The organism is Acinetobacter sp. AOR18_HL, from assembly GCF_027855145.1.
In the GTDB taxonomy this organism is placed as follows: Bacteria; Pseudomonadota; Gammaproteobacteria; order Pseudomonadales; family Moraxellaceae; genus Acinetobacter; species Acinetobacter pittii.
Genome location: NZ_JAKTIG010000031.1, coordinates 118,303 through 144,388, shown reverse-complemented (window position 1 = coordinate 144,388; position 26,086 = coordinate 118,303). Strand labels below are relative to the sequence as shown.

Genomic DNA, 26,086 nt, shown 5'->3' with positions numbered 1-26,086 from the left:
GTCAATATGAAATCTCAATCACCACTTAAATCCCAAAAAGGTTTTACTCTCATAGAAGTGATGGTGGTGATTGTTATTATGACGATTATGACTTCTTTAGTTCTACTCAACATAGGTGGGGTTGACCAAAAGAAAGCGATGCAAGCAAGAGAGTTATTTTTGCTTGATATGCATAAAATTGGTAAAGAGTCGCTTGATCAGTCTCGTGTTTTAGCTTTATCTACTCTCAGTGAAACAGATGTTTCACCATTTTCTTATGAATTCTATGAGTATCATGACCAGAGTAAATTACAGGTCCAAGATTTAAAAAATCGCTGGCAGAAATATTCTGAGTTTAATACACGCCAGTTGCCTAAACATGTATCGTTTACAATACAACCTTTAGATGAGCAAAACTATTCAAAAGCTACGAATACCGATTTAATTGGAGGGCAGGCTCCCCAGTTAATCTGGTTCGGTAACGGTGAAGCTAAAACTGTGAAAATACAGTTTTACTTTGAACAAAAACCAATTGGTTCAGAAATACAAATTGATCATTTGGGTAAAATAAATGAAATCTAAAGGCTTTACTCTATTAGAAGTAATGGTTGCTTTAGCAATTTTTGCAGTAGCGGCTGTCGCGTTAACTAAAGTAGCCATGCAATATACTCAATCTACCTCAAATGCAATTCTTAGAACAAAAGCTCAGTTTGTGGCAATGAATGAAGTTGCTTTAATGGAGATAAATCAGGAATGGCTTGAAGGTACTCAAAGTAAGCAAATTACTTCTCAAGGCGAAACTTGGCAGATTGACAAATCTGCACAATCAACAATTAGCCCGAATGTTCAGAAAGTAGATTTACAAATTAGCTTATATGATTCAGATAAGGGCAAAGTTCAAAATGGTATTACTCACTTGGTATTTTTTAATTATCCAATGAAAGCAAAATAATGATAAAGAATAAAAGTTTTCACTCTCCAGGCCCAGCTTCCCGTCTTGCGGCACGATCAGAGCAGATGATGAGGGGTTACTCCGAGCAAAGCTCTTCGTCTTGCGCTCAGACAAAGCTTCGCTTTGTTAATCCTCGCTCAGGATTTACTTTAGTTGAGCTTTTAGTTGCGATTGCAATTTTTGCTATTTTATCTTTGTTGGGTTGGAAGGTTTTTGATTATTTACTAAAAGTCCGTGATCGTAATACTCAACATGAAGTGCAGCTATTTGAATTACAAGATGCTTATCAACAAGTTTTGCGTGATACATTGCAAATTATACCTTTATCAGCCAATCAAGGCGGGCAATTACGTCCAGCTTTAGAGATTGATAATCAAGTTCTCCGCTTTAGTAAGGCAGGTGTTACTGATCCATTAAAGCAAGGATTATCACCTTTTGAGCGTATCGAATATCGATATGATCCTGATCAAAAAAAGCTTTATCGCCTTAAATATAGTAACTTAAATACTTCAAATAGAGAGCAACCCTTATCAAGTACGCTGTTGAGCCAAGTTGAACAATTTCAAATTATGGTTTTGACACCTCAAGAAGTAACAAAGTGGCCTGAAGTTAATATTGACCCTACAAAACCTGATGAATTTAGGAAGTTGCCAAAAGGAATAAAAATGCAACTCACGGTTGCAGGTGTAAGTTATGAGTGGATTTATAGCTTAAACCAAGGTGACTTATTGCTCTCCAAACAGGGAGGTCAATAAATGTTACTCTATAAAAAAAATCAGCAAGGTGTAGCGTTACTCACAATTTTGATAATGGTTGCTTTGGCTACAATTTTAGCTGCCTCTATCGCAAAGCATCAAACTAATACGATGGAAAATACGGGTTATTTGATGCGTCAAAATCAGTCATTACTCTATGCAAAAAGTGCAGAAGCTTTTTTTTCTGAATTATTAATTCAAGATGCAAATAATGCTGGTGGTATCGATCATTTAAAGGAAAGTTGGGCTCAGCCAATGCCACCTTTCTCAATAGAAGATGGAGCTGTATCGGGGCGCTTACTAGATGAGTCAGGAAAATTTAATCTAAACAATTTAACGACCAATGAAGGCAAGGTAAACGAAGCTGCTAAAAATTGGTTTGAGCGATTGCTTGTGCGTGTAGGATTGCCAGCAGAGTTAAGTCAGGCAGTTATTGATTGGCAAGATCCCGATGATGAACCATCTGGACCTATGGGGGCAGAAAGTAATTATTATGAAGGCCTTGATCCTGGTTATTTAGCTTCAAATGCTAAATTTCATCGTATAGAAGAGTTGAAATTGGTAAGAGGTTTTGAAGGCAAGAAATATGATTTAATCGCACCATACATTTCTGCATTACCTGAAAATACAAAAGTGAATGTTAATACCGCATCACCATTAGTATTAGCGAGTATTGATCAAAAATTAGATTTAGGGACTATAGAAAAAGAACTTCAATTACGCCAACAGAATTTAAAATTCTTTCAAAATATTGATGAATTATGGCAATTGAATGCTTTTTCAGCAGTTGATGCGCAAAAGAAAACTGAAGTTAATAGCCTTTTAGATGTGAAGTCGAACTTTTTTCAAGCACAAATTGAGGTTGTGTTGAATAATAGAAAAAGACAGTTCACAAGTGCCTTGATACGCAGTGATAAGCAGGTTTATGTATATTCTAGAAATATAGCGCCTTTTAACTAATTGAAAATTTATGATTTATTTACTTTGGATGTTTTTGAAGTTTGTAATTATAAATTTTTCTGAAGTTAAATATTAAAGTAAATATAAACTTTCTATATGTTTATATTCAATATTTCTTCATCAGTCTTATCATACTTTTTGCTAATTGTTTCTAATTGAAAAGTGGTGCGAAATTTTCGTCTTTTGCTTTATAATAATGTTCTTAGAAGGAATGATCGATTTGGCACATGTTAATTCGTAAGTTATTTAAGTTTGAAAATGCACATGTTGTACGTAACTGTACATCGGATCGTTGTAAGCGATCAATTCATGGACATAGCTATAAAGTTGAGTTATTGCTTAAAGCTTCGAAATTAGATCATGGACAAATGGTTTATGATTTTGGACTCCTAAAAGGAGTAATAAAAGACCTATTCGACAGCTTTGATCATGCAATCTGTTTTTGGGAAAAAGATGATTCTCAATATATTGATGCATGTCAAACTTTTAGTGCTCGTTGGATTTCTTTACCTGTTTCACCGTCGGCTGAACAGTTTTCACGTATTTTCTTTTATCTAGCTCAGCAAGTTTTACAATCAACAGTCACTCAAAATGGGGAAGGTGATGTTGAAGTATATTCTGTTATTGTTCATGAGACTGATACTGGATATGCTCAGAGCTTTATTGAAGATATTCAAAACGAACAAATGGGTATTTTAAGTCTTGATGGAATTGTTTTTTCAGAGCAAATTCAGATAGAGTGGGCAAATCCACAAATGTATGAAGACTTGAAAAAAGGGATTAAATTTAATAATCCTCAAGTTGATTTGCAAGTCGAAGTATAAATCGAATTACTTATTTTATTTGTAGAATTGAAAATTGATCTAGGATGACATTAATGCAATTAACTGAGCAACAGCAAGATAAACTCAGTAAAGTTCAATTAGAAGAAAGTTGGAAAAGATCTTTAGCACCTTTTCTATTAAGTCCTCAGATGGATAGTTTGCGCGATTTCTTATTTCAACAGAAACAAGCTCAGAAAATAATATATCCGCCTAGTAAACAGATCTTTAATGCTTTAAATACCACACCACTGGCTGATGTGAAAGTTGTGATTTTAGGGCAAGACCCATATCACGGGCCAAACCAAGCGAATGGATTAAGTTTCTCTGTTCAAAAAGGTATTGCATTACCACCATCTTTGCGCAATATTTTTCATGAATTACATACAGATTTGGGTATTCCAGCTCCTCGCCATGGTGACTTAACAAAATGGGCTACGCAAGGCGTACTTTTACTCAATAGTGTTCTTACGGTTGAAGCTGGACAGCCAACCTCACATCAAAAGCAAGGTTGGGAAGCATTTACTGATGAAGTTATTGATGTTCTAAATGAACAGAGACAACATATAGTATTTATTTTGTGGGGTGCTTATGCACAGCGCAAAGGACAACGTATAAATAGAGATAAACACTTGGTTTTAACAGCCGCACATCCATCACCTCTTGCTGCAAATAGAGGGGGATTTTTTGGATGCAAAGTGTTTTCAAAAACAAATCAATATTTGAAACAACATGGCATTGAGCCCATAGACTGGCAATTGGACGCATGATGAACTCTCCCAATGTAAATAACTATCACCCGGACTTGGTGGTTGAAGAAGCAAAAAACGGCTGGCGTATAGTACGTTTGAATCGTCCTAAATCGTTACATGCTTTAGACGAATCAATCGTAACGGCATTATTGCGTGTATTTGAAGATTTCCGTGACGATGAACAGGTTAAAGCAATTTGGTTAGACTCAACTACACCAAAAGCTTTTTGTGCAGGTGGTGATGTTAGAAAATTACGCCAACTTGTTATAAATCAAGAAGTCGATACCGCAAATAAGTTCTTCCAGCAGGAATATGCTTTAGATTTACTTTTACATAATTATGCTAAACCGGTTGTGGTTTGGGGAGAAGGTTATGTAATGGGCGGTGGTTTAGGCTTGTTTATGGCTGCACCATTCCGTCTAGTGACGCCATATTCACGTTTAGCAATGCCTGAAATTAATATTGGTTTATATCCTGATGTTGGTGCGAGCCGTTTCTTGGCAGATCGTGGTCCAATAGGTTTGTTTACGGGTTTAACTGGTTCAATTATGACTGCTGCTGGGGCGTATAGCATCGGTTGGGCAACACATATTTGTGAAGCTCAGCGTGATAATGTTTTGCAAAAAGTTTTAAATATTAACTGGGCTCATTATCCTGCAGGGGATTTCCGAGCAATTGATGATACTTTAAATAGTTTGCACCGTCCTGTTGCGGCAGGTCCATTGCAAAACTCACTTGATGTAATTCATAGCGTTTGCCGTGGTTTTAATTTTGAACAAGACTATCAAGCTATTGTTAGCTTGCGTGATGCGAGCAGTGATTGGTTACGTCAAGCGAGTGAGAATTTGCAAAAAGGATCTCCTAGTACCGCGGCAATTACTTGGTTACTGTGGCAATGGGGCAAACAAATTCACTCATGGGATGAGGTCTTTGATCTAGAGGCTCAGATTTCTGAGTGGAAAATCCGTCATCCTGACTTTGTGGAAGGTGTTCGCGCACGCTTAGTTGATAAAGATTTATCACCTGAATGGAAACCATGTGACGATCTAAGCTTGAGAGGTATATTGGCTGATTGTCCACCAGTAACTTCAATTGATAGCTGGAATGCCTTACTTAGACAACACGGTGTGATCACCTAAAATAAATGACTGAATATAGTGATGAATACTGGATGCAGCTTGCTTACGAGCAAGCTGAATTAGCCGCCCAGCAGGGTGAGATACCTGTTGGAGCGGTTCTGGTGAGCCAAAATCGAGTAATTGGATCTGGTTATAATGCTCCAATTACTTTATTAGATCCAACTGCACATGCAGAAATTCAAGCTATCCGTGCAGCGTGTTCCTCTTTAGAAAATTATCGATTACCCGAAGATACGACTTTATATGTTACTCTTGAGCCATGTACTATGTGTGTAGGTGCGCTCGTACATGCAAGAATTAAACATGTGGTTTTTGGTACGCCAGAACCTAAAGCAGGCTCTTTGGTGAGTGCGCGTCAGTTATTACAGCAAGGTTATTATAATCATAGGTTTACATTTCAGAATGGCTGTCTACAAGAAAAATGTGCACAACAGCTTAGCCATTTTTTTAAACAAAGACGTGAGCAAAAGAAACAAGAGAAACAACAAAAAACGTCCTTAAATGATTAAAAATTAACATACTCTTATGGCAAACTAACGCGGTTTTAATGCCATGATTCTATTTAATAAGGACGATCCAATGCGTAATGTAATTACCGTAGAAAAAGAATTTAATGCTCCTCTTACTGATGTATTTAATTTGCTCTCTAAGCATTCAACTTACAATACTGCTTTTGCACCTTTACAAGTTGTGCGTGTTAAAGACTCCGCAGATTCTAAAAGACCTGATGGTTTAGGCTCAATTCGACGTATGGGATTTGGTCCAATTAAGCCACTTAAAGAAGAAATTACATTGTTGGAAGAAAATAAAAGTATTGAGTATAAATTAATAGACAATCCTTTGATTAAACACCATTTAGGCAGAATCGAGTTTTCTGAGATCACACCATACATTACTTTAGTTACATACCGCATCGAGTTAACGGTAAAAGCGCCAGTGGTCAGTAAATTAATCCTTGCACAGCTAAAACTAGCCATTACACTAGGCTTTTCGAGATTAGCTAAAGCATTTGCTTCTTAGTGAGAGTTCAATGACAGTTCAAATTATTACTATTGATGGTCCGAGTGGTTCGGGTAAAGGAACATTGGCCGCAAAACTTGCAGCACATTATCAATATCATTTACTTGATTCGGGTGCCTTATATCGTTTATTGGGGTTGTCATTACATAAACACGATTTATTAGAGAAATTAGACAGTCAGCTTGATGAGTGTATCCAATATGCACGTCAACTGGACATTAAATTTGAAACGTCTACCTCAGGGATTTTGGTCTTTTTGGATGGAGAAGATGTATCTCAAACAATCCGTACAGAGCGTGTTGGTGAGTACGCTTCAAAAGTTGCAGTGGTTCCAGAGCTTAGACAGGCACTATTTGAAAGACAAAGAGCTTTTGCGCAAAGTCCTGGTTTAGTTGCAGATGGCCGTGATATGGCAACATCTATCTTCCCAGAAGCCAATGCCAAAATTTATCTGACAGCTTCGGCAGAGTCACGCGCTGAGCGAAGAGTAAAACAGTTGCAGGGTATGGGGCTAGATGCTAAAATAAACGACATTTTAGCTAATATACAGGCACGAGACAAAAGAGATATGGAGCGAGAAGTTGCTCCGCTCAAGCCAGCCAAAGATGCTTATATCATTGATAGTTCGGAATTAACGATCGATCAGGTATTTAAGTTAATGGTTGATTATGTCGATAGCCGTACTATTTAGTAAATAGAATTATCAGTTGAAGCATAGCTTGATCAGTCTATAAAGACTATGTTGATACTTAACTAAACCGGCCTTGTCTGATCCAAGACCGCTGAATTTATCAGGTATATCATGACCGAATCTTTTGCAGCCCTCTTTGAAGAAAGTGAATTAAACCTCAACGTTGAAAAGGGTGCAGTCATCCAAGGTGTTGTTGTAAACATCGATAGCGACTGGGTAACTGTTGACACTGGCCTAAAGTCTGAAGGCATTGTTGACCGTGCTGAATTTTTAAATGAACAACGTGAACTTGAAGTTCAGGTTGGTGATACTGTTGACGTAGTTGTTGAAGCTCTTGACAACGGTATGGGTCAAACAGTTTTATCACGTGAAAAAGCTAAGCGTGCTGAAACTTGGACTAAACTTGAAAAAATCTTTGAAGATGGCGAAATCGTTACTGGTGTTATCTCTGGTAAAGTTAAAGGCGGTTTCACTGTTGACATCGGTCCTGTTCGTGCATTCTTACCAGGTTCATTAGTTGACACTCGTCCTATCCGTGACACTACTCACCTTGAAGGTAAAGAGTTAGAGTTCAAAGTAATCAAACTTGATGCTAAACGTAATAACGTTGTTGTATCTCGTCGTGCTGTTATGGAAGCTGAATCTTCTGCTGACCGTGAAGCATTACTTGCTCAACTTGAAGAAGGTCAAACAGTTACAGGTACAATCAAAAACCTTACTGATTACGGTGCATTCGTTGATCTTGGCGGTATTGATGGTCTTCTACATATCACAGATATGGCTTGGAAGCGTATCAAGCACCCTTCAGAAGTTGTTGAAGTTGGTCAAGAAGTTACTGTTAAAGTACTTAAATTTGACCGTGAACGTAACCGCGTATCTTTAGGCCTTAAACAATTAGGCGAAGATCCATGGTTAGCGATCATGAGCCGTTACCCTAAAGGTTCTATCGTTAAAGCTCGCGTAACTAACTTAACTGACTACGGTTGTTTCGCTGAAATCGCTGAAGGCGTTGAAGGTTTAGTTCACGTTTCTGAAATGGACCACACTAACAAAAACATCCACCCATCTAAAGTTGTTCAGATTGGTGATGAAGTTGATGTTATGGTTCTTGAAGTTGATGAAGAACGTCGTCGTATCAGCCTTGGTATCAAACAAACTCGTGCTAACCCATGGGAAGAGTTTGCTAAAGCTCATGAGAAAGGCGAAAAAGTATCTGGTACTATCAAGTCTATCACTGACTTTGGTATCTTCATTGGCTTGAACGGCGGTATCGACGGTTTAGTACACTTGTCTGATATTTCTTGGAACGAGCAAGGTGAAGAAGCTATTCGTCGTTACAAGAAAGGTGACACTGTTGAAGCTGTTATCTTGTCTGTAGACGCTGAAGGTAACCGTATCAGCCTTGGTATCAAGCAATTGAACAGCGATCCGTTCAATGACTTCTTAGCTGCTAACGAACGTGGTGCTTTAGTTAAAGGTACTGTAACTGCAGTTGATGCTCGTGGTGCAACTGTTAAGTTGGCTGACGAAGTTGAAGCAACTCTTAAAGCTTCTGAAATCAACCGTGACCGCGTAGAAGATGCGACTAAATTCTTAGAAGTTGGTCAAGAAGTTGAAGCGAAGATCATCAACGTTGATCGTAAATCTCGCTCTATCAACTTGTCTATCAAAGCGAAAGACGAAGCTGAAGAGAAAGAAGCAGTTGCTAGCTTGCGTACTGCAACTACAAGTCAAGACAATGGTCCTAAGACTATTGGTGACTTGATCAAAGCACAAATGAAGTAATAAGTTAACAAAGTACAGTTTCATGTAACGGAATTGTACTTTTTATACAAATTACTGTAAACGGTAGCCTAGTATTCAACATACTGCGCTACCGTTTTGTATTTAAACAGGTTATTATCGAACGACATAGAGTAGCAATAAATAACGAGGTCGTAGATGACTACTGAAGCTCTTAATAAGTCTGATTTGATTGAACGCATTGCGCTAAAAAACCCACACTTAGCTGAACCTTTGGTGGAAGAGGCGGTTAAAATTATGATTGATCAAATGATAGAAGCCCTATCAACTGATAATCGAATTGAAATCCGTGGTTTTGGTAGCTTTGCTTTACACCACCGTGATCCAAGAGTTGGTCGCAATCCTAAAACAGGAAAATCAGTTGAAGTTGCAGCTAAAGCTGTTCCACATTTTAAACCCGGAAAAGCCCTTCGTGACGCAGTAAACGAATCTGGGAAATAAATAAAATTTATAAGTCGGGGTGCCTATGCGTTATATTTTAATTGCATTGCTTATTGTTGTATTTGGCTATTCTTTAGCACTTGTTTTGCAAAATCCAACAGAGCTTTCTGTTGATTTGTTATTTACCCAAGTTCCAGCTATGCGTTTAGGCTTATTATTGCTACTCACATTAGTACTAGGAACTGTGGTTGGTCTTTTATTAGGTGTGCAAGTTTTCAGAGTATTCCAAAAAGGCTGGGAAATTAAACGCCTGCGTAAAGATATTGACCATTTAAGAAAAGAACAAATCCAAAGTGCTCAATTAGCAGCGGCTGAAGCAGCTGCAAATGTAAGACATGAAAAAACCGTTGTAGATATTTATCCTCAAGATAAAAATTCTACTCCGCTATAATCCCCGTACTACTCTTTATTAATGAGTAAAGAGTAGTATCTCTCTAAATTTTATCTCTTCTTTTATTCTTCTAAATTTAAACGCTTTTGTTCTTATCGCTTTAATTTTGGAAAGCAGCTCTCTACATTCCTTTATTCCTTCATGAGTTGTCTATTATAATAACGCTGATTTTATATGATGGAAGAAAGTCTCTTGAGTATCATTGTTGCGTTAGATGCAAAAAGCCAATATGACGCTTTAAAAATTGTTGAACAGCTTGATCCTGCTTTATGCCGCGTAAAAGTAGGTAAAGAGCTTTTTACTCATGAAGGCCCATCTGTTGTAAAAAAACTGCAAGAACAAAATTTTGAAGTTTTTCTTGATCTTAAATTTCATGATATTCCAAACACTACAGCTCAAGCAGTATGTGCAGCGGCTGATTTAGGTGTATGGATGGTAAATGTTCACGCTTCAGGTGGCCGTAAAATGATGGAAACCTGTGTGGAGCGTTTAAAAGCAGGTAACTATCAAACCCAACTTATTGCTGTGACAGTACTCACATCAATGGGTCGTGAAGATTTAAAAGATATTGGTTTAGATGTTGAACCTGTAGAGCATGTAAAGCGCTTGGCTAATTTAACGAAAGAAAGTGGCTTGGATGGGGTGGTTTGTTCAGCTCAAGAAGCTAAGATTCTTCGTGAATTAATTGGGCAAGACTTCTCTTTAGTAACACCTGGTATTCGTCCAGAAGGTTCTAATGCAGACGACCAAAAACGTATTGTAACTCCAAAGCAAGCTATGCTTGATGGCTCTACGCATCTGGTAATTGGTCGACCAATTACTAAAGCAGAAAAGCCAACAGAAATGTTGAAGTCTATTCTTGCTTCGATTGCCTAAAAATTTAGGAATAAGCTAATTAATAACGGGGCGAGTAGGCTTAATAATAAGCCGCTCATCATGGCATGTGGTACATAATGTGTGCCACATGACTGTTTTACCATGGCTAAGGTAACATCCATTGAGGTTGCACCAGCACTTGAAATAGCAGGGCGTGGAAAACGCCAACCCATGGTATACATTAGAAAAATAGCAACAATTTCTCTAAATAAGTCGGTTAATAAGGCGATTCCACCCAACTCTGCCGAATGTAATTGCGTAAATAAAATCCCCGACATTGAATACCAGCCATAGCCTTGTGCTAAAGCTAAAGTTTCATTAAGTGTAAAATGCTTGTTGAGCAAATAGTAATTCAAAAGACCTGCTATACATGACCCTATAAAAGCAGCTAAGGGTACAATTAAAATTTTCCAGCTTAACCATGTGCGGTTAAAGTGGGTGAAGGCAAGTTCGATACCAATTAAAAAAATAAAAAGTAATAACAAGTACCAGCTATTAAATGCGATATGAGAGGTGACTTGAGTAACGATAGCGCCGAATAAAACACCGACACCTAGTGCAAGAAAAGTCTTCGCAATATTCTTTAAAGCATTTACAAAAAGTTGTAGGGAGATTTTGCCTTTAACACTTTGTTTATCAAAAATTGTATAAGCAAATAAACACGTAAAGAACGAACCAAAAGAAGTGGTAAGAGCAATGATAATAGCGGGTGGGAGTATGGCAGAAGGATTCTCGATTTGATCAAGTGCCAAGGTTAATTCAAAAGCTACACTAGCTAAAAGAATATAAGAAAAATAGGGCAGTATTTTAAATATAAAGTGTCGGATATTTAGAGATAGTTTGGGTGCTAGGAAATAACCGAAAGCCAGTGCTAAAAAAATTTGAATGATGAGATAAAAAGATTGCATATAATAGGTAGATTGTTATCAACCTACCTATTATGTCTTGAACATTTTAAGCTGCATAGCTCTGTGAGCTTTTATTTAAAAGTAAGTAGTCTTTGGGCTTAACTTTACGTGTTTCTAACCAATACTTCCATGTGTAAGTTGGCCATAGTGAAAAGTTTCTACCATCGGCAGATTGATACCAACTACTACAGCCACCAGCTTGCCATACGGTTCCTTGCAGCTGCTTTTGGACACGTTCGTTAAAAGCGTCTTGAATTTCAGGCTTGATCTCAATTGCTTTTTGACCAGACTCTTCTACTAACTGAATAAGCTGTAAAATGTAATTCACTTGAGATTCAATCATAAAAATAATCGAATTATGACCTAGAACTGTATTAGGGCCTACCAGTTGGAATAGGTTGGGAAAGTTTTTAGTCATAATGCCGTAATAGCTTTCAGCACCATCTTTCCATGCTTGTTTTAACTCGATTTGATTACGTCCGATACATGTGAAATGTTTTAAATAAATACGTGGGTCAGTAATAAAACCTGTACCGTAAATTAAACAATCAATAGGTCGTTCTCGACCATCTTTAGTAACAATACTGTTTTCTTTAATCTCTTGAATACTATCAGTTACTAGCTCAACATTTTTTCGGTTAAAGGTAGGGAAGTATTTATTTGAGATAAGAATACGTTTACATCCCATAACGAAGTCAGGTGTGAGTTTTTTTGCTAACTCTTTGTCTTTAACTTGAAAACGGATGAATGCTTCTGCCAATTTTTGGCCATACTTCATGATTTGAGGTTGAACAATGGGTACAACGCGAGATTCATTACTCCAGTAAAGACGACTACGATGAATCTGGCGATAAATATTAGAAGATTTGAATAATGCTTTACTTAAGCTTGAATATTTGCGCTCATCTCGTGGTATTACCCATGCAGCTGTTCTTTGAAATACATAGAGCTGTTTAACATCTTTGGCTATTTCAGGAATATATTGAATTGCGCTACCACCTGTACCAATAGATGCGACTGACTTTCCGTTTAAGTCATAGTCATGTTCCCATTTTGAGGAATGAAATACTTTTCCTTTAAATTTTTCAATTCCTTTGATAGGAGGAATTTGTGGGATGTGTAGGGGACCAGATGCAAAAACTACAAATTGAGCTTCTATAGAAGGTTGGTCCTTAAAATCTAGAGTCCAGACATGACGTGTTTCATCATATTGGACATGAGTTACGTCATGGTTAAATTTACAGTAATCCTTAATTTTATATTTCTGTGTAATGTCTTGAATATAATTAAAGATCTCTGGTCCCTCAGCATAGCGTTTTGTCCAATCTGTTTTTGGTGCAAAAGACAATGAATACATGTGAGATTGAACATCACATGCTGCACCTGGATAACGATTTTCTCGCCAAGTTCCACCGACATCATTTGATTTTTCTAAAATAACAAAGTCTTGCTGTTGATTTTGTAGTAAACGGATTGCCATTGCTAAGCCACCAAAGCCAGCACCAATAATAGCGATTTTAGTTTTTTGAATAGCATCTTGCTTTGCGTTTAGCATTGGAAACCCTGCATAAGCTGAAAAGAGGATTGCACGCAAGAGTAACGTTTTTTAATCAGTTTAAACATGATTGTATCGACGTGAAAATTGATAGATTCGGCAATTAATTTTCTTGCTTCTTTATAGTAAAACATTTCAGTCTAGGGAAATTGATAGAAGAATGAAACGGTCGATACTTGGTTTAATCTATTTAATTCAAGGAATGCGCAATGCTGGCATTGATGTCGACTCACGTTTGGCCGATATAGGTATTAAAGTCGATGCTCTAGACCCGAGTTCCACAATTCATGATCGTCTTGAATGGGACATTCAACAAATAATTAGTAAAAATGTAGAGCCTGAAAAGGGTTTATTTATTGGACAGCATTACGCTTTAGCGGGTTACGGCCCATTGCTTATGTTACTTGTTACAAGTAATGATATTCAAACTGCTTTAAATAAAGGTATAAAATATCAAAAGCTTACACATTTATTTGGTAGCTTAGCTTTATACGAAACTGATGAGCGGACCATTTTAAATTATTTGCCGGTTGATTTAAAAACGGAAATTGGTCAGTTACGGGCACAATGTGAAGTCTCTGGAACTTATAAGTTTATTCAAGATATTTATACGATGATGGGATTACAAATGCCTACGATGCGTATAGAACTTCCATTTGAAAAGCCTACTGATATGGATACTTTGTCATGCTATTTTGCATATTATGGCGAAGATGTGCATTTTAATGGTAAATATGCGGCATTTAGCCTAAGTAAGGATGTACTTGAAATCAAGATTCCTTCTGCTGATATCATTACACATCGTATTTATGAATCAAAATGTATTGCAGAAATAACAAGATTAAATCAACAAGATCATCAAACTCCACATATCATACAATGTGTGCAAGATTATCTTGAACTGCAACAAGGAATTATCCCGAGCATGGCGGAAACAGCTTTTGCATTGAAAATGCCTGAAAGGACATTGAGGCATCAACTGCAACAGCTAAATACGAGTTATAAGCAAATTCGTGAACAAATTATCAAGAATAAGGCATTGAAGCTTATGGAATATAGGGAATACTCAATAGAAGTTGTTGCCGAATTACTCGGCTATTCTGAACCGGCGGCATTTAATCATGCATTTAAACGATGGTTTGGACAGAGTCCTCGACAATATGCAAAAGAGTCATCGTCGTAACTCTTGATGCTAAAAGCTAATGTGGTTGAACAAAATGTTCGCTATACTCTCATCAGTTAAAATTGAAATAAAACGATATGTTAAATTTAAAATCTTCTCATAGTACTGCATTCACACCTTCTTCCCCAGCAGAACGCTATGCTGAGGCTTTAGCTTCAGGTCAATTTATGGCAGATGAAGCGCAAGCACAGGCAGTGCAAGAATTAGATCGCGTATGGAAAGAACTTTTAAACCGTTATAAAGCCTCAAAAAAAGCTTTCCGTCGTTTTCGTCGCCAAACTTCACCTAAAGGTGTATATATGTGGGGCGGAGTAGGCCGTGGAAAAACTTGGCTTATGGATCAATTTTACGAGTCTGTGCCATTTCGCCGTAAAACGCGTATGCATTTTCATCATTTCATGCAACATGTTCATAAAGAACTAAATAAGCTTTCAGGCCAGCGTAATCCGCTTGAAATCGTAGCTGACCAAATCTATAAAGATGCTGTCGTTATCTGTTTCGATGAGTTCTTTGTATCAAACGTAACAGATGCAATGATCTTAAGCGATTTATTCCAAAAATTGTTTGTTCGTGGTGTGACATTAATCGCAACATCAAACATTGCACCAGATGGCTTATATAAAAACGGTATTCACCGTGATCGTTTCTTGCCAACCATTGAAATGGTTAAAAAGAACTGTGCTGTTTTAAATGTAGATGCAGGTGTGGACTATCGTTTGCGTGTACTAAAACAAGCTCAATTATTCAAATCACCATTAACGAATGAAGCACAAAGCTGGATGGCTGAACGTTTTAGTGCTTTAACTCATACACAAGCTCATTCTCAAGAGCCGATTGTGATTAATAATCGTGTTGTCGAGACTTTGGGACATACAGAAGATGTGTTGTGGTGTGAATTTTCTGAACTCTGCTTTAAACCACGTAGCCCGGCAGATTTTATTGAAATTGCAAATATTTATAATACGGTTCTAGTCAGTAATGTTCCTCATTTGACGGATTTCTTATCCGAAGGTACTCGTCGCTTTATTTATCTAGTTGATGAGTTTTACGATCGAGGTGTGAAATTACTTTTAACGTCTCAAGATAGTATTATTGATATTTATCAAGGTGAAAAATTAGCATTTGAAATTGAACGTACGCGTTCACGTTTGCTAGAAATGCAGTCTGATGAATATTTACATTCTGAACACCGACATATTGATGCTACTAAAACCTCTTAAGTAAAGTAGATATGAAAAGCGCTCTAGATAGAGCGCTTTTTTTACAACAAAAATAGATAAATTTAGTTAAATAGTGCTTTTTCACGCAGCAAAGTTTGATATAACTAAATACGCTTTAGAAAAACAAGATAGTGAAACTTTTTGTCTGTTAACAAAAAGTCTAGTTTCAGTATCTTTAAATATTGAATAAATTGATGGGAATTCTAGTTAGAATTTTAATATTTCCTTTATAGAAAAATTTATCTTTGTCAATAGTTTTGCAAGGGAAAATGCTTACTATTTAGGAATGTGATATTAGTATTCAGCTTAATTTAAATCGGTATACTAGGATTCTCTTGGTATAAAAAGTAGCAACTTCAGGAAAGACAATGACTGCACGTATTCAAAAAGGCAAGTTAGCGATTGCTAAAGAACTTTACGATTTTATCGAAAATGAAGCTTTACCAGGTTCTGGTTTAGATAGTGAAACTTACTGGAAGAACTTTGAGCAAGTTGTTGTCGATCTTAGCCCAAAAAATAAAGCATTATTGGCTAAGCGTGATGAATTACAAGCAAAAATTGATGAATGGCACCGTAACAACAAATTTGAATTAGGTGCTTATAAAACGTTCTTAACTGAAATTGGTTATTTATTACCAGAAGTTGAAGATTTTCAAATCACTACTGAAAATGTAGATGAAGAAATTGCGTTGTTGGCAGGACCACAGTTAGTTGTACCTGTACGTAATGCACGTTATTGCTTAAATGCAGCAAATGCCCGTTGGGGTTCTTTATATGATGCACTTTACGGCTTCGATGTAATTTCTGAAGAAGGCGGAGCTGAAAAGGGTAAAGGATATAATCCTGTTCGTGGTGCAAAAGTTATTGAGTTCGCTAAGAATTTCTTAAATGAAGTTTTCCCGCTTGCTCAAGGTTCACATGCAGATGCAACAAAATATGCAATTGAGCAAAATAAACTCGTTGTAACTTTGAAAGATGGTTCAAAAACAGGTTTAGCTCATGAAGCTCAGTTTGTTGGTTTCAATGGTGAAGAAGCAAATCCTTCAGAAGTTGTACTTTTAAGTAATGGTCTTCATGTCATTATCGAAATTGATGCAAATAGCCCAATTGGACAAACTGATCCAGCGGGTGTTAAAGATTTAACATTTGAAGCGGCAGTAACCACAATTCAAGATTTGGAAGACTCTGTTGCGGCTGTCGATGCAGAAGAAAAAGTTGAAGGTTACCGTAATTGGTTAGGTTTAATGAAGGGTACACTTCAAGAATCTATTGAAAAGAATGGTAAAACGATTGTTCGTGATCTAAATAAAGATCGCGAAATTAAAAACTTAATTGGTGGTACAACAAAACTTCATGGTCGTTCACTTATGTTACTTCGTAACGTAGGTCACTTAATGACTAACCCAGCTATTTTGGTAGATGGTGAAGAAATTTTCGAAGGTATTATGGATGGATTGGTAACTCCATTGTTATCAATTGCTGATATCCGTAGTACAAACGAAAATAAAAACTCTCGTAAAGGTTCTATGTATATTGTTAAGCCAAAAATGCATGGTCCTGAAGAAGTTGCGTTTGCTGTAGAGTTATTTGAACGTGCTGAACAGGCGATTGGATTACCACCTAAATCGTTAAAAATCGGTATTATGGATGAAGAGCGCCGTACATCTGTAAACTTGAAAAACTGTATTGCTGCTGCTAAAGACCGTACAATCTTTATTAATACTGGCTTTATGGACCGTACGGGTGACGAAATCCATACTTCTATGGAAGCTGCTCCAGTTGTTCGTAAAGAAGCTGTTAAAACACAAAAATGGATTGCTGCTTACGAAAACCGTAACGTTGCAATTGGCTTGAAATGTGGTTTACAAGGTAAAGCACAGATTGGTAAAGGTATGTGGCCAAAACCAGATAGCATGAAAGATATGTTAGCAACTAAAGCTGCACATCCAAATGCTGGTGCTTCTTGTGCTTGGGTTCCATCTCCAACTGGTGCTGTACTTCACGCAATGCATTACCATCAAGTAAATGTAAAAGCACGTCAAGATCAGTTAAAAGCTGAAGAAATGTTGTCATTAGATGACTTGTTAACCCCTCCATTTGCACCTGATACAAACTGGTCAGCGGAAGAGATTAACAATGAACTTGAAAATAACTGCCAAGGTATCTTAGGTTATGTTGTTCGTTGGGTTGACTTAGGTGTAGGTTGTTCGAAAGTTCCTGATATTAACAACGTGGGCTTAATGGAAGACCGTGCAACCTTACGTATTTCTTCTCAACACGTTGCGAACTGGTTACGTCACGGTATTGTAACTCGTGAACAAGTTGAAGAAGTGCTTAAACGCATGGCAAAAATTGTTGATGAGCAAAACGCGAATGACCCATTGTATAAACCAATGGCAGCTAACTTTGAAACAAATATTGCTTTCCAAGCAGCTTCTGATCTTATCTTCAAAGGTTGTGAACAGCCTTCTGGTTACACTGAGCCGTTACTTCATGCTGCTCGTTTGAAGTTAAAAGGTTATACAGGTGATTAATTTCATCCTGTTTTGAAAAAAAGCCTCTTCGGAGGCTTTTTTATTTTTCGGTATATTTTGTGCATTATAAAATGCAGACTTATAGTTAGAAGGTTTTGAATTTGATTAGTCTAAAAGATCTTGTTTTGAAGTTGAATATTTAGTTTTAAAAAAAAACGCTAACTGAAGATTCAAGTTAGCGCAGGAGTTAATAGAGTTAAATAGATTGAAAAGCAATATTAGTTACTGCTCACAATTCCAATTTTAGTGACACCTAAACGTTGTGCAGTAGCCATGACCATCGCTACATTCTTATATTCAGCCATCTGGTCTGGTTTGAGTTTGATCTGGTCTTGATCTTTTTTAGCAACAACACCTTGAAATAAAGTCTCTAGCGCCTTTCGGTCAGAAACCTCTTGGTTATTCCAAAATACTTTGCCTACCGCATCAATTCTTACATCAATCACTTCAGGTGGCTTTTCATTTGTTGGTGGCGGTGTACCATTTGGCAAATTAATATTAATCGCGTTGTTTGGTGCAGGTATGGTAATAATAAACATAATAATGAGTACCAACATGACATCAATAAGAGGTGTCATGTTGACTTCTAACATCACATCGTCATCATTATTTGAACCGACATTCATACCCATAAAATTCTCCTTAAGTTAATTACGGGGAGGCTGGAGGGGTAGTAACAAAAGCAATTTTGCCAATACCAGCTTCTTTGGTCGTACTAATGACCTGATCTATCGCTTCAAAATGGGTAAGCTGATCACCCCGAATATGAACTTCTGGCTGAGGTCTTTTTTGTGCAACTGCTTGAAGTTTTGCCAGCAATATCTCTTTACTAGGCACATAACTTTCGTTCCAGAAAATATCGCCTTTCTTATTTACTGAGAGTTGAATATTTTCAGGCGTGGTTGCATAGGGAGTATTTTTTTCTTCTGGTAGTTTCACTGGAACCGTATGTGTGACTACCGGAATAGTAATAAGAAAAATAATAAGTAAAACCAACATGACATCAACCAAAGGTGTCGTGTTAATTGTGCCAATCATTTCATCATCATCTTCAGAACCAACACTCATACCCATAATGTTTGCTCCCGATTATTTAATACTGCGATTAACTGAATTATTGGTATTAATTTCTCCACTTAATAAAACCGCGTGTAAATCTGAACCAAATGAACGGACATTTTCCATAACTGCTTTATTACGGCGTGTAAGCCAGTTATAACCAAGTACAGCAGGTACTGCGACTGCAAGACCAATCGCTGTCATAATCAGAGCTTCACCAACGGGGCCTGCAACTTTATCGATAGATGCTTGACCTGAGATACCGATGGCTGTTAATGCGTGATAAATTCCCCAAACGGTACCAAAAAGACCAACAAATGGTGCAGTAGAGCCTACTGTTGCTAAAAAGGCTAAACCACCACCTAAATGATTTTGTATTTTCTCAATTGCGCGTTGAATTGAAATGCTCACCCATGTATTAAAATCGATTCGTTCAAGTAAAGAACCGCCATGCGATTTAGTTGAATTAATACCTTTTTCTGCAATAAAGCGATAAGCGCTACTTTGTTCTAAACCTTCTGCAGCATTATCAAGGGAGGTAGCTTCCCAGAAATGTTTTTCAGCTTCTTTGCCTTGGCGTTTGACTTTACCTTGCTGCAATAGTTTAGAGATGATGATGTACCAAGTACCAATCGACATGAGTACTAATATAAATAAGGTAGACTTAGCAACTAAATCACCTTCGCGCCAAAGGGCTTCTAGACCATATGGATTTTTAACAGTTTCACTTGTTGCAGGCTTTGGTGGCGGAGTTGGAGTATTTGTACTTGACGTAGCTTCAGTAGTTGCTGTGGCCACAGGAGTATTGCTTGTTTCTTCTGCGAAAACTGAGCTTAATGGAAGTAACGAGCAAGCTGCGATTAGACTTGCAGAAGCGAAACGAACTAACGGTTGAGTTGATTTTTTCATCATATATCTCCAATATTTTTTAATTTCTTGCTAATTCAATTGTTTATTCAATTACAAATGGATATTCAATTTCATACCAATCTTGCTGAGGTACACCATCTTTCATTGCTGGTTTGAACGTACATAAGCTGTAAGCTTTAGTTGCCGCTTTATCTAAAATCTTGCTGCCACTCGATTTTTTTACTTTGGCATCAATAACTTTGCCGGATGTATCAACCAGAACACGTATTCGCACTGTCCCTTGTTCTTCATTCATAAGTGCTTCGCGTGGATATTCTGGTTTTTCACAACCAGCAGAACCCTCTGAAACACCACGACTTACACCAGCTGGTTTGGGGGCTGGCGCAGCAGCCACTGGAGCAGGTGCGGCAACAGGGCTTGGTGATGTGGTACTAGGTGTAGCAGGAGCTGGGGTAGCCGCTTTAGTCGGTTGAGCCACTGGTGTCGTTTTTTGTACCGGTGTTGCTACTTTCTCTACTTGTTTAGGCGGCTCAGGAACCTTGGCAACTTTTTCTACCATTTTTGGTGGCTCAGGCGGTTTTTCCTTTGGTTTCGGCTCTTCCGGCTTTGGTGGAGGAGGCGGCTTAATATCCTGAATAATTTGTAATTCCACAGGTTTTTCTGCTGGTTTTTGAATATTGTTTGCTAAACCTGACATCAGAATATAGGCAACAAGAAGATGCAGAAAAATAACTGCAGCAATACCAATTAGGCGTTTGGCAGATTTATTTTCTATGTCTGTAAAAGTCATGCCCATAGTTACTCCTGAAACTTGAGACAAACAATTCTTAAATTAATGTTTGACTAAGGGTGAGTATTCGGTCTGCAAACACGATGTCTAAAGTCGTGTTTGCAAAATAACCAATTAGAACTTGTATGTACCACGTAAATAGTATGTACGTCCTGTTGGGTCACCATACCGAGGGTCATATCCGTATTGGAAATTATCTAAAACGTTTGAAGCAGATGGATCTTCATCGAAAATATTTTTAATACCCGCTGTTAGCTCAAGATTTTTAAAGCCTTTATAGGTACCAGAAATATTGTAGAGGGTATAATCACTAACTTTGTGATGATCATATTGTTCTTCACCTATCTGATTTTGATCATCGTAACCACGTACAAACTGTTGTTCAAAAACTAGTCTCCAATTTTCATATGCCCAGTTAATATTAGCTGTGTGTTTCCATCGGACAACAGCAGGGTCTTCATATAGGCCAACCTGTCCTGTCCATGGCTCACTTTTTGAGTCGCGATAATCTAGTTTGGATACATAAGTCCCATCAATTCCAAAGCCAAAACGGCCAGTGGATGTCATTGGAGTTAAATAATTCAGACTAATATCAAAACCTTCTGTTTTCATACCACCAGAGTTGAATAAGTTGGTTTTTATATAGTCGATAGTACCATCAGCATTTCTTACAAAAAGAGCAGAGTATTTTTCAGGTTCTCCAAAGATTGTGGCTTCTCCCACCTGAGCAATCAGGTCGTCAATTTTAATATTGAAATAGTCAACCGTTAGTACAAGGTTTTTAATTGGCTCGAAAACAAAGCCGGCAGTAAATGATTTTGATTCTTCTGGTTGTAAATCTTTTGAGCCTCCCTGTAATTTCATAAATTGAGTATTACAAAAGTCATTTTTATTTTTCCCTTCTACGACCTCACCGCCTGGGCAGTAAAGTGGGTCATTATATTTTGCACCAGTATAAGTTTTGCTTTGAGCCGCATTAATCTCATATAGGCTTGGTGCACGGAAACCTGTGCTATATGAGGTACGGAACATGAGTTGTTTTAATGGCTCCCAACGGATCGCGAATTTAGGGTTAAAAGTATCGCCAAAGTCACTATAGTCATCGTAACGAGCTGCAAGTTGTGCTTCGATCGTTTTGGTTATAGGTATTTGTAATTCTGTAAATGCAGAGGTAATGTCTCGGTCGCCAGAATTATCAGGTTTACTAGGGTCTGTACCACTACTAGGAGCTTGACGGACTAAATCTGCATTAATATGTTGTTTCCAATCTTGATTAGTAAAGCTGCCTCCTAAAGCAAAACCAACCTCACCAGCAGGTAAAGTAAAAATAGGACGGCTAATACTGAAGTCAGCAGTAGTGGATTCTAAAGTTGCTTCATTATATTTTCCTTTAACTGATAAACTGTTCCAGATATTAGGATCACTACTTTCACCAAATGGGTTTAATGTTCCGTTATTTAAGGCATCTTGTAATTTAGTCTTATTTAATTGACCAGTAACGAAATTATCTGAGGCTTCACTTTTTGCATAGGTAATACCTGTGTTTAAATCCCATCCCCATACGTCACCTTCCAGACCAGCAAAAAGCCGATGTGATTCATTAATTGATTTAGCTATACGGTTCCCAGCATGTGAGCGTAAATAGAGTTCTAGGGGGGCACCACTTAACCCATTAACGCTAGGAACAATACCATTACCTGGATAATATGGACTATCACTTGGAAGGGTGACGCGAGTTGAAAGATTGCTACGGCTAAAAGGATCTGGAGCAACAGAAGTGATAACTTCACTACGTGAATAAATATATTCACCAATAGCATTTAAATTATCATTAACTTTGAATGTACCACGTCCTAAAACAGAAACATTTTCTACGTCAGGTTTGATACCTATCAAAGCTTGAGTATTTGCATAACAGAATCCCTCTTCTGCTGACTCTGTGGGGCCCAAACATTGACCATTTTGAGCATAGGGATTTCCAGAAACTCCAGATATAGGATCATAAAAATTTGAGGTAAACGCATTAGCAGAGCGTCCATCAAGACCGAGTTCTGGTAATACTCCGCCACGTTCAGAAATTTTTCGGTCTTTTGCCATAATGCCGTTAGTACGACGATAATCTACAACACCGAAAATATTAAAACCATCTTCATCTAAGTCGCCATAGCCACCAAAGATAGAAATATCTTGTTTGTCACCACCTTTGTGTTCTGGTTGTAACAAGCCTGCGCTAATACCCACACCTTGATATGTTTTTTTTGTAATGAAATTAATAACCCCTGCAACAGCATCGGCACCATAAACTGCTGAGGCACCATCACGTAAAACTTCAATACGATCAATCATTGCTAAAGGAATAATATTTAGGTTTACGGTGGAAGTACCAAAAGGGTTCGCTGCGAGGCGTCGTCCATTAAGTAAAACGAGTGTTTTATCGCTACCTAAACCCCGAAGGTTAGCGGTAGAACCATCGGTATTACTGGCACCCACATTCTGGTCAGTTGAAAAACCTGCCTGATTTGAACTTACACGGGTTAATGCCTCTTCAACTGTAGTAACGCCAGCATTTGCGAGATCTTCGCCTTTAATAATGGTAATAGGTGAAGCACTTTGTGCTGCAACTCCTTTGATTGAAGAACCTGTAACGGCAACTTTTACGACTTTTGTTGGTTTTTCATCACTACTTGATTGTTCAGTTTCTGCTGCCTGTGCCAGGGTAAGACACATCATACTTAAACTAAGGGTGCTTAATTTAAGAATTGTTTTGCTGATCTTGGGGGTTGCCTGAGATCGAACATTGTATTTTTTTTTCATCGTGGATTTGATCCCTTTTTGTTGTCGTTAGCGATATTGCTGGAAAGTTTTTAAGCAAAGCAAGTGCCAACTATATATTTTTCTTTTTTTAGTTTATGCAAAATATTGATATATATTGATTTTATTATGGTTCAGAACAAAGGTTCATCTTTTATTAAATAAAAATAAATTTTCCGTTTGGAAAATTTTTGAACGCTGGCCAAAAGTTTCAAATTTTTTTTGTATAAAAAATATACATTACTGGACTCTTCACATGCTTAATAAATAAAAATGTATCGTTTTAGAACCTTTTTATATGTAATGTTATACTATTTATAATGCCGGTTTTTGTTATATTTTTTATTTAAAATCAATTCATTATTTTATAATTATTTGTTAATTTGGCTTGTCTTAATATGAATCATAATGTGTCATTAATGTATTTTATTTGTGCATTTAAGGTATTAGATGATTAACATATGCAAATATAATATTTGGCAAAAAGTTACTTTTATTTATATAGTTCAAACCATTTTAAGTACCTAATAAAAATATGAATTTCTAATATTATTAATTATTTTGTGATGAATATTAATAAATGGCATGAAATTCGCTTTATTTTCAGTAGTTACAAAAGATTGGGTTTTTGACTTTGTTTTTCCATTTGTTCAAATAAAAATGCTCATAGAAAAGTAAAGAATTAAACCTAAATAGGCTTATCTGTTGAAAAAGAACTTTTCTTATGCAGATTTAGATGTTACTCAAAAGGATAATATCTTTTAAAAAACTAATTACGTGGGTATGAACTTGAAATTAAAATTTTTTAAGCTCGCCATTTTAAGTCTGGCTATTACATCTGTTCCTTGTGCTTACGCAATTACGCCAGCGCAACCAAACAAAATTTTGCATGTTGCCTATGAAGCCCCGGATGATGGCTTCGATATGGTTAAAACTACCAATTTCTATAGTGTTAATATTGCTGAGGCAATTTTTGAGCCTTTACTTAAATATGACTATCTGGCACGCCCATTACAGTTAGCTCCCTATACAGTAGAGAGCCTGCCCAAAGTGGAACAAGACGGTAAAGTGTATACTTTTAAAATTAAGCCAGGTATCTATTTTACTAATGATCCCGCTTTTAAAGGTAAACGCCGTGAGCTAGTAGCCGAAGACTACGTCTATACAATTAAACGTATTCTAGATCCTAAAAATAGAGCACCGTCTGTTTCATTCATTGATGGTAAGTTACTAGGTGCCGATGCGGTTGTAGCCCAAGCAAAGAAAACTGGAAAATTTGATTATGCTGCTCCAATTGCAGGAGTCAAAGCACTTGATCGATATACTTTACAATTTACCTTAACTCGCCAAGACTATAATTTCCCTTATATTCTTGCCTATATTGCATTTGGCGGAGTTGCTAAAGAGGTTGTCGATTATTACGGTGACCGTATTGGTATGCATCCCGTAGGTACAGGCCCTTACATGTTAAGTAAGTATGTACCAAGAAGTAAGGTCGAGTTGATTGCTAATCCTGATTATCGTGGTTTTGTCTGGAACTTTAAGTCGACAGGAACACCTTGGGATAACCAGCTTGTTAAGGAAATGTCTGGAAAGAAAATGCCACAAATTGGAAAGGTGGTAGTCAGTATTATTGAAGAAGAGCAGTCAAGATGGTTAGCTTTCCAGTCGGGTCAACTCGACTTTGACAAACTTACAGCGAGTGCAGTTCCTCAAGCTTTAGATGGAAATCAGCTTAAAGCTTCTTTTAAGAAGAGAGGAATTAAACACTTCCCATATAAGGAACCTGAAATTACCTATACGATGATGAACATGCGTGATCCGGTGATTGGTGGTTTTAGCCCAGAAAAGATCGCTCTTCGTAGAGCAATTACTTTGTCGTACAACCAAAAAGAAAGTATAAAACAGGCTTATAAAGGGCAAGCTGTTCGGGCTGAAATGTTTATACCTGAAGGTGTGAATGGCTATAATCCGAAATATAAAAGTAGCGTAGGATATAACCCGCTGCTAGCAAATAAATTACTTGATTATTATGGTTATAAAAAAGGTGCTGATGGTTATAGAACCCAGCCAAACGGGAAACCTTTGATTTTAAAAATCAATACAGAAAATAGCTCGGCCTCAGTTATCCACTCAGAACTCTGGAAAAAGAATCTGGATGCAATTGGCATTCGAGCTGACTTTAAGGTAAGTAATTTTGCAGATAACTTAAAAGCCGCAACTCAATGTAAATATATGATTTGGAGTGGGGCATGGATTGCTGACTATCCTGAAGGAGATAATTTTGCACAGTTGCTTTATGGACCAAATGCTGGACAGGGAAACCATGCTTGTTATCAGTCTAAAACATATGATGCTCTTTATACTCAGGCCATTCATTTACCACCGCAACAACGTCTACCATATTATGAAAAGCTCAATCGCCAGATTGAAGCTGATAACCCATGGATTGTTCATGTAACTCGAATTCGTAACTGGTTAGTACGGCCACAAGTTCAAGGTTTTAAACCCCATCCTATGATGAATACAAACTGGCAATATCTTGATATTACTCCTATTAAAAAATAATTTTAGAT

25 protein-coding genes and 1 pseudogene are annotated in these 26,086 nt (G+C 37.3%); 18 read left to right on the top strand and 8 right to left on the bottom strand.

The features are described 5' to 3' along the window. The first annotated feature begins 6 nt into the window (after positions 1 to 6). The 14 genes from MKL51_RS08800 to pyrF all read left to right on the top strand — a co-directional run bounded on the left by MKL51_RS08800 (position 7) and on the right by pyrF (position 10,580). Positions 7 to 561, top strand: a complete 555-nt coding sequence (locus MKL51_RS08800) for a type II secretion system protein (RefSeq protein ID WP_017482273.1) — start codon at positions 7 to 9, stop codon at positions 559 to 561. Next, positions 551 to 931 carry a type II secretion system minor pseudopilin GspI gene (gene gspI / locus MKL51_RS08795; RefSeq protein ID WP_017482272.1) on the top strand — a complete coding sequence of 127 codons (381 nt, stop codon included), beginning with the start codon at positions 551 to 553 and terminating at the stop codon, positions 929 to 931. The genes MKL51_RS08800 and gspI overlap by 11 nt, the downstream gene beginning before the upstream one ends. Beyond that, complete coding sequence (gene gspJ, locus MKL51_RS08790) at positions 931 to 1,686, top strand: type II secretion system minor pseudopilin GspJ (RefSeq protein ID WP_017482271.1); 756 nt, start codon at positions 931 to 933, stop codon at positions 1,684 to 1,686. The genes gspI and gspJ overlap by 1 nt, the downstream gene beginning before the upstream one ends. Continuing rightward, the gene (gene gspK, locus MKL51_RS08785; RefSeq protein WP_017482270.1) at positions 1,687 to 2,646 is read left to right on the top strand and encodes a type II secretion system minor pseudopilin GspK; all 960 of its coding nucleotides are present in this window, start codon (positions 1,687 to 1,689) and stop codon (positions 2,644 to 2,646) included. 227 nt (positions 2,647 to 2,873) lie between these two features. Then, the gene (locus tag MKL51_RS08780; protein ID WP_002121363.1) at positions 2,874 to 3,470 is read left to right on the top strand and encodes a 6-pyruvoyl trahydropterin synthase family protein; all 597 of its coding nucleotides are present in this window, start codon (positions 2,874 to 2,876) and stop codon (positions 3,468 to 3,470) included. 53 nt (positions 3,471 to 3,523) lie between these two features. Continuing rightward, the gene (gene ung / locus MKL51_RS08775; protein WP_005069527.1) at positions 3,524 to 4,237 is read left to right on the top strand and encodes a uracil-DNA glycosylase; all 714 of its coding nucleotides are present in this window, start codon (positions 3,524 to 3,526) and stop codon (positions 4,235 to 4,237) included. Continuing rightward, on the top strand, positions 4,234 to 5,358 hold the full coding sequence (locus tag MKL51_RS08770) for an enoyl-CoA hydratase/isomerase family protein (protein ID WP_014206599.1): 1,125 nt from the start codon (positions 4,234 to 4,236) through the stop codon (positions 5,356 to 5,358). Before ung ends, MKL51_RS08770 begins: the two co-directional genes overlap by 4 nt. A gap of 5 nt (positions 5,359 to 5,363) precedes the next feature. Then, on the top strand, positions 5,364 to 5,867 hold the full coding sequence (tadA, locus tag MKL51_RS08765; protein ID WP_002121378.1) for a tRNA adenosine(34) deaminase TadA: 504 nt from the start codon (positions 5,364 to 5,366) through the stop codon (positions 5,865 to 5,867). A gap of 70 nt (positions 5,868 to 5,937) precedes the next feature. Next, positions 5,938 to 6,378 (top strand): SRPBCC family protein, encoded by a 441-nt coding sequence (locus MKL51_RS08760; protein WP_017482269.1) that lies wholly within the window; start codon positions 5,938 to 5,940, stop codon positions 6,376 to 6,378. Between the two features lie 10 nt (positions 6,379 to 6,388). Continuing rightward, positions 6,389 to 7,069: a (d)CMP kinase gene (gene cmk, locus MKL51_RS08755; RefSeq protein WP_005069521.1), complete on the top strand. Its 681-nt coding sequence runs from the start codon at positions 6,389 to 6,391 to the stop codon at positions 7,067 to 7,069. 111 nt (positions 7,070 to 7,180) lie between these two features. After that, positions 7,181 to 8,854, top strand: coding sequence for a 30S ribosomal protein S1 (gene rpsA / locus MKL51_RS08750; protein WP_002121348.1), 1,674 nt, complete (start codon positions 7,181 to 7,183; stop codon positions 8,852 to 8,854). A 156-nt stretch (positions 8,855 to 9,010) separates the two neighbouring features. Beyond that, positions 9,011 to 9,313, top strand: coding sequence for an integration host factor subunit beta (locus MKL51_RS08745; protein ID WP_002121337.1), 303 nt, complete (start codon positions 9,011 to 9,013; stop codon positions 9,311 to 9,313). 25 nt (positions 9,314 to 9,338) lie between these two features. Then, positions 9,339 to 9,704, top strand: a complete 366-nt coding sequence (locus MKL51_RS08740; RefSeq protein ID WP_002121360.1) for a lipopolysaccharide assembly protein LapA domain-containing protein — start codon at positions 9,339 to 9,341, stop codon at positions 9,702 to 9,704. Positions 9,705 to 9,881: 177 nt separating this feature from the next. Further along, positions 9,882 to 10,580, top strand: a complete 699-nt coding sequence (pyrF, locus tag MKL51_RS08735) for an orotidine-5'-phosphate decarboxylase (RefSeq protein ID WP_025466022.1) — start codon at positions 9,882 to 9,884, stop codon at positions 10,578 to 10,580. On the opposite strand, the gene MKL51_RS08730 is transcribed toward pyrF, so the two are convergent. Together MKL51_RS08730 and MKL51_RS08725 are read right to left on the bottom strand one after the other, a co-directional pair. Next, positions 10,577 to 11,488, bottom strand: coding sequence for a lysine exporter LysO family protein (locus tag MKL51_RS08730; RefSeq protein WP_017482268.1), 912 nt, complete (start codon positions 11,486 to 11,488; stop codon positions 10,577 to 10,579). The genes pyrF and MKL51_RS08730 overlap by 4 nt on opposite strands. Before the next feature lie 46 nt (positions 11,489 to 11,534). Then, positions 11,535 to 13,082: a flavin-containing monooxygenase gene (locus tag MKL51_RS08725; RefSeq protein ID WP_014206603.1), complete on the bottom strand. Its 1,548-nt coding sequence runs from the start codon at positions 13,080 to 13,082 to the stop codon at positions 11,535 to 11,537. A 121-nt stretch (positions 13,083 to 13,203) separates the two neighbouring features. Between MKL51_RS08725 and MKL51_RS08720 the strand changes: the two genes are divergently transcribed. The 3 genes from MKL51_RS08720 (at position 13,204) to MKL51_RS08710 (ending at position 17,980) form a co-directional block, all read left to right on the top strand. Beyond that, positions 13,204 to 14,226, top strand: coding sequence for an AraC family transcriptional regulator (locus tag MKL51_RS08720; RefSeq protein WP_002117929.1), 1,023 nt, complete (start codon positions 13,204 to 13,206; stop codon positions 14,224 to 14,226). A gap of 77 nt (positions 14,227 to 14,303) precedes the next feature. Next, the gene (gene zapE, locus MKL51_RS08715; protein WP_002117902.1) at positions 14,304 to 15,446 is read left to right on the top strand and encodes a cell division protein ZapE; all 1,143 of its coding nucleotides are present in this window, start codon (positions 14,304 to 14,306) and stop codon (positions 15,444 to 15,446) included. A gap of 368 nt (positions 15,447 to 15,814) precedes the next feature. Continuing rightward, complete coding sequence (locus tag MKL51_RS08710; RefSeq protein ID WP_017482265.1) at positions 15,815 to 17,980, top strand: malate synthase G; 2,166 nt, start codon at positions 15,815 to 15,817, stop codon at positions 17,978 to 17,980. A gap of 218 nt (positions 17,981 to 18,198) precedes the next feature. Here the strand turns inward: MKL51_RS08710 and MKL51_RS08705 are convergent, their stop codons facing one another. The 6 genes and pseudogenes from MKL51_RS08705 to MKL51_RS08680 all read right to left on the bottom strand — a co-directional run bounded on the left by MKL51_RS08705 (position 18,199) and on the right by MKL51_RS08680 (position 24,156). After that, complete coding sequence (locus MKL51_RS08705; RefSeq protein ID WP_002117898.1) at positions 18,199 to 18,612, bottom strand: ExbD/TolR family protein; 414 nt, start codon at positions 18,610 to 18,612, stop codon at positions 18,199 to 18,201. Positions 18,613 to 18,631: 19 nt separating this feature from the next. Further along, on the bottom strand, positions 18,632 to 19,054 hold the full coding sequence (locus MKL51_RS08700; protein ID WP_002118000.1) for an ExbD/TolR family protein: 423 nt from the start codon (positions 19,052 to 19,054) through the stop codon (positions 18,632 to 18,634). A gap of 15 nt (positions 19,055 to 19,069) precedes the next feature. Further along, a complete protein-coding gene (locus MKL51_RS08695) occupies positions 19,070 to 19,951 on the bottom strand; it encodes a MotA/TolQ/ExbB proton channel family protein (RefSeq protein WP_075382891.1) in 882 nt (293 codons plus the stop codon). Positions 19,952 to 19,991: 40 nt separating this feature from the next. Beyond that, the gene (locus tag MKL51_RS08690) at positions 19,992 to 20,705 is read right to left on the bottom strand and encodes an energy transducer TonB (protein WP_017482264.1); all 714 of its coding nucleotides are present in this window, start codon (positions 20,703 to 20,705) and stop codon (positions 19,992 to 19,994) included. Positions 20,706 to 20,813: 108 nt separating this feature from the next. After that, positions 20,814 to 23,513 (bottom strand): TonB-dependent receptor, encoded by a 2,700-nt coding sequence (locus MKL51_RS08685; protein ID WP_017482263.1) that lies wholly within the window; start codon positions 23,511 to 23,513, stop codon positions 20,814 to 20,816. Between the two features lie 521 nt (positions 23,514 to 24,034). Then, positions 24,035 to 24,156: pseudogene (locus MKL51_RS08680) on the bottom strand (hypothetical protein). A 131-nt stretch (positions 24,157 to 24,287) separates the two neighbouring features. Between MKL51_RS08680 and MKL51_RS08675 the strand changes: the two are divergent. Further along, positions 24,288 to 26,078: an ABC transporter substrate-binding protein gene (locus MKL51_RS08675; protein ID WP_107908729.1), complete on the top strand. Its 1,791-nt coding sequence runs from the start codon at positions 24,288 to 24,290 to the stop codon at positions 26,076 to 26,078. Positions 26,079 to 26,086 lie beyond the last annotated feature (8 nt).

Excerpts from the sequence above, each read along its gene's own strand:
- gspJ (WP_017482271.1), top strand. The coding sequence starts at position 931 with ATGATAAAGAATAAAAGTTTTCACTCTCCAGGCCCAGCTTCCCGTCTT.
- gspI (WP_017482272.1), top strand. The coding sequence starts at position 551 with ATGAAATCTAAAGGCTTTACTCTATTAGAAGTAATGGTTGCTTTAGCA.
- MKL51_RS08780 (WP_002121363.1), top strand. The coding sequence starts at position 2,874 with ATGTTAATTCGTAAGTTATTTAAGTTTGAAAATGCACATGTTGTACGT.
- pyrF (WP_025466022.1), top strand. The coding sequence starts at position 9,882 with ATGGAAGAAAGTCTCTTGAGTATCATTGTTGCGTTAGATGCAAAAAGC.
- zapE (WP_002117902.1), top strand. The coding sequence starts at position 14,304 with ATGTTAAATTTAAAATCTTCTCATAGTACTGCATTCACACCTTCTTCC.
- MKL51_RS08705 (WP_002117898.1), bottom strand. The coding sequence starts at position 18,612 with ATGGGTATGAATGTCGGTTCAAATAATGATGACGATGTGATGTTAGAA.
- rpsA (WP_002121348.1), top strand. The coding sequence starts at position 7,181 with ATGACCGAATCTTTTGCAGCCCTCTTTGAAGAAAGTGAATTAAACCTC.
- MKL51_RS08700 (WP_002118000.1), bottom strand. The coding sequence starts at position 19,054 with ATGGGTATGAGTGTTGGTTCTGAAGATGATGATGAAATGATTGGCACA.
- MKL51_RS08685 (WP_017482263.1), bottom strand. The coding sequence starts at position 23,513 with ATGAAAAAAAAATACAATGTTCGATCTCAGGCAACCCCCAAGATCAGC.
- MKL51_RS08740 (WP_002121360.1), top strand. The coding sequence starts at position 9,339 with ATGCGTTATATTTTAATTGCATTGCTTATTGTTGTATTTGGCTATTCT.
- tadA (WP_002121378.1), top strand. The coding sequence starts at position 5,364 with ATGACTGAATATAGTGATGAATACTGGATGCAGCTTGCTTACGAGCAA.
- ung (WP_005069527.1), top strand. The coding sequence starts at position 3,524 with ATGCAATTAACTGAGCAACAGCAAGATAAACTCAGTAAAGTTCAATTA.
- MKL51_RS08745 (WP_002121337.1), top strand. The coding sequence starts at position 9,011 with ATGACTACTGAAGCTCTTAATAAGTCTGATTTGATTGAACGCATTGCG.
- MKL51_RS08800 (WP_017482273.1), top strand. The coding sequence starts at position 7 with ATGAAATCTCAATCACCACTTAAATCCCAAAAAGGTTTTACTCTCATA.
- MKL51_RS08770 (WP_014206599.1), top strand. The coding sequence starts at position 4,234 with ATGATGAACTCTCCCAATGTAAATAACTATCACCCGGACTTGGTGGTT.
- gspK (WP_017482270.1), top strand. The coding sequence starts at position 1,687 with ATGTTACTCTATAAAAAAAATCAGCAAGGTGTAGCGTTACTCACAATT.
- MKL51_RS08760 (WP_017482269.1), top strand. The coding sequence starts at position 5,938 with ATGCGTAATGTAATTACCGTAGAAAAAGAATTTAATGCTCCTCTTACT.
- MKL51_RS08695 (WP_075382891.1), bottom strand. The coding sequence starts at position 19,951 with ATGATGAAAAAATCAACTCAACCGTTAGTTCGTTTCGCTTCTGCAAGT.
- cmk (WP_005069521.1), top strand. The coding sequence starts at position 6,389 with ATGACAGTTCAAATTATTACTATTGATGGTCCGAGTGGTTCGGGTAAA.
- MKL51_RS08730 (WP_017482268.1), bottom strand. The coding sequence starts at position 11,488 with ATGCAATCTTTTTATCTCATCATTCAAATTTTTTTAGCACTGGCTTTC.
- MKL51_RS08710 (WP_017482265.1), top strand. The coding sequence starts at position 15,815 with ATGACTGCACGTATTCAAAAAGGCAAGTTAGCGATTGCTAAAGAACTT.
- MKL51_RS08690 (WP_017482264.1), bottom strand. The coding sequence starts at position 20,705 with ATGGGCATGACTTTTACAGACATAGAAAATAAATCTGCCAAACGCCTA.
- MKL51_RS08720 (WP_002117929.1), top strand. The coding sequence starts at position 13,204 with ATGAAACGGTCGATACTTGGTTTAATCTATTTAATTCAAGGAATGCGC.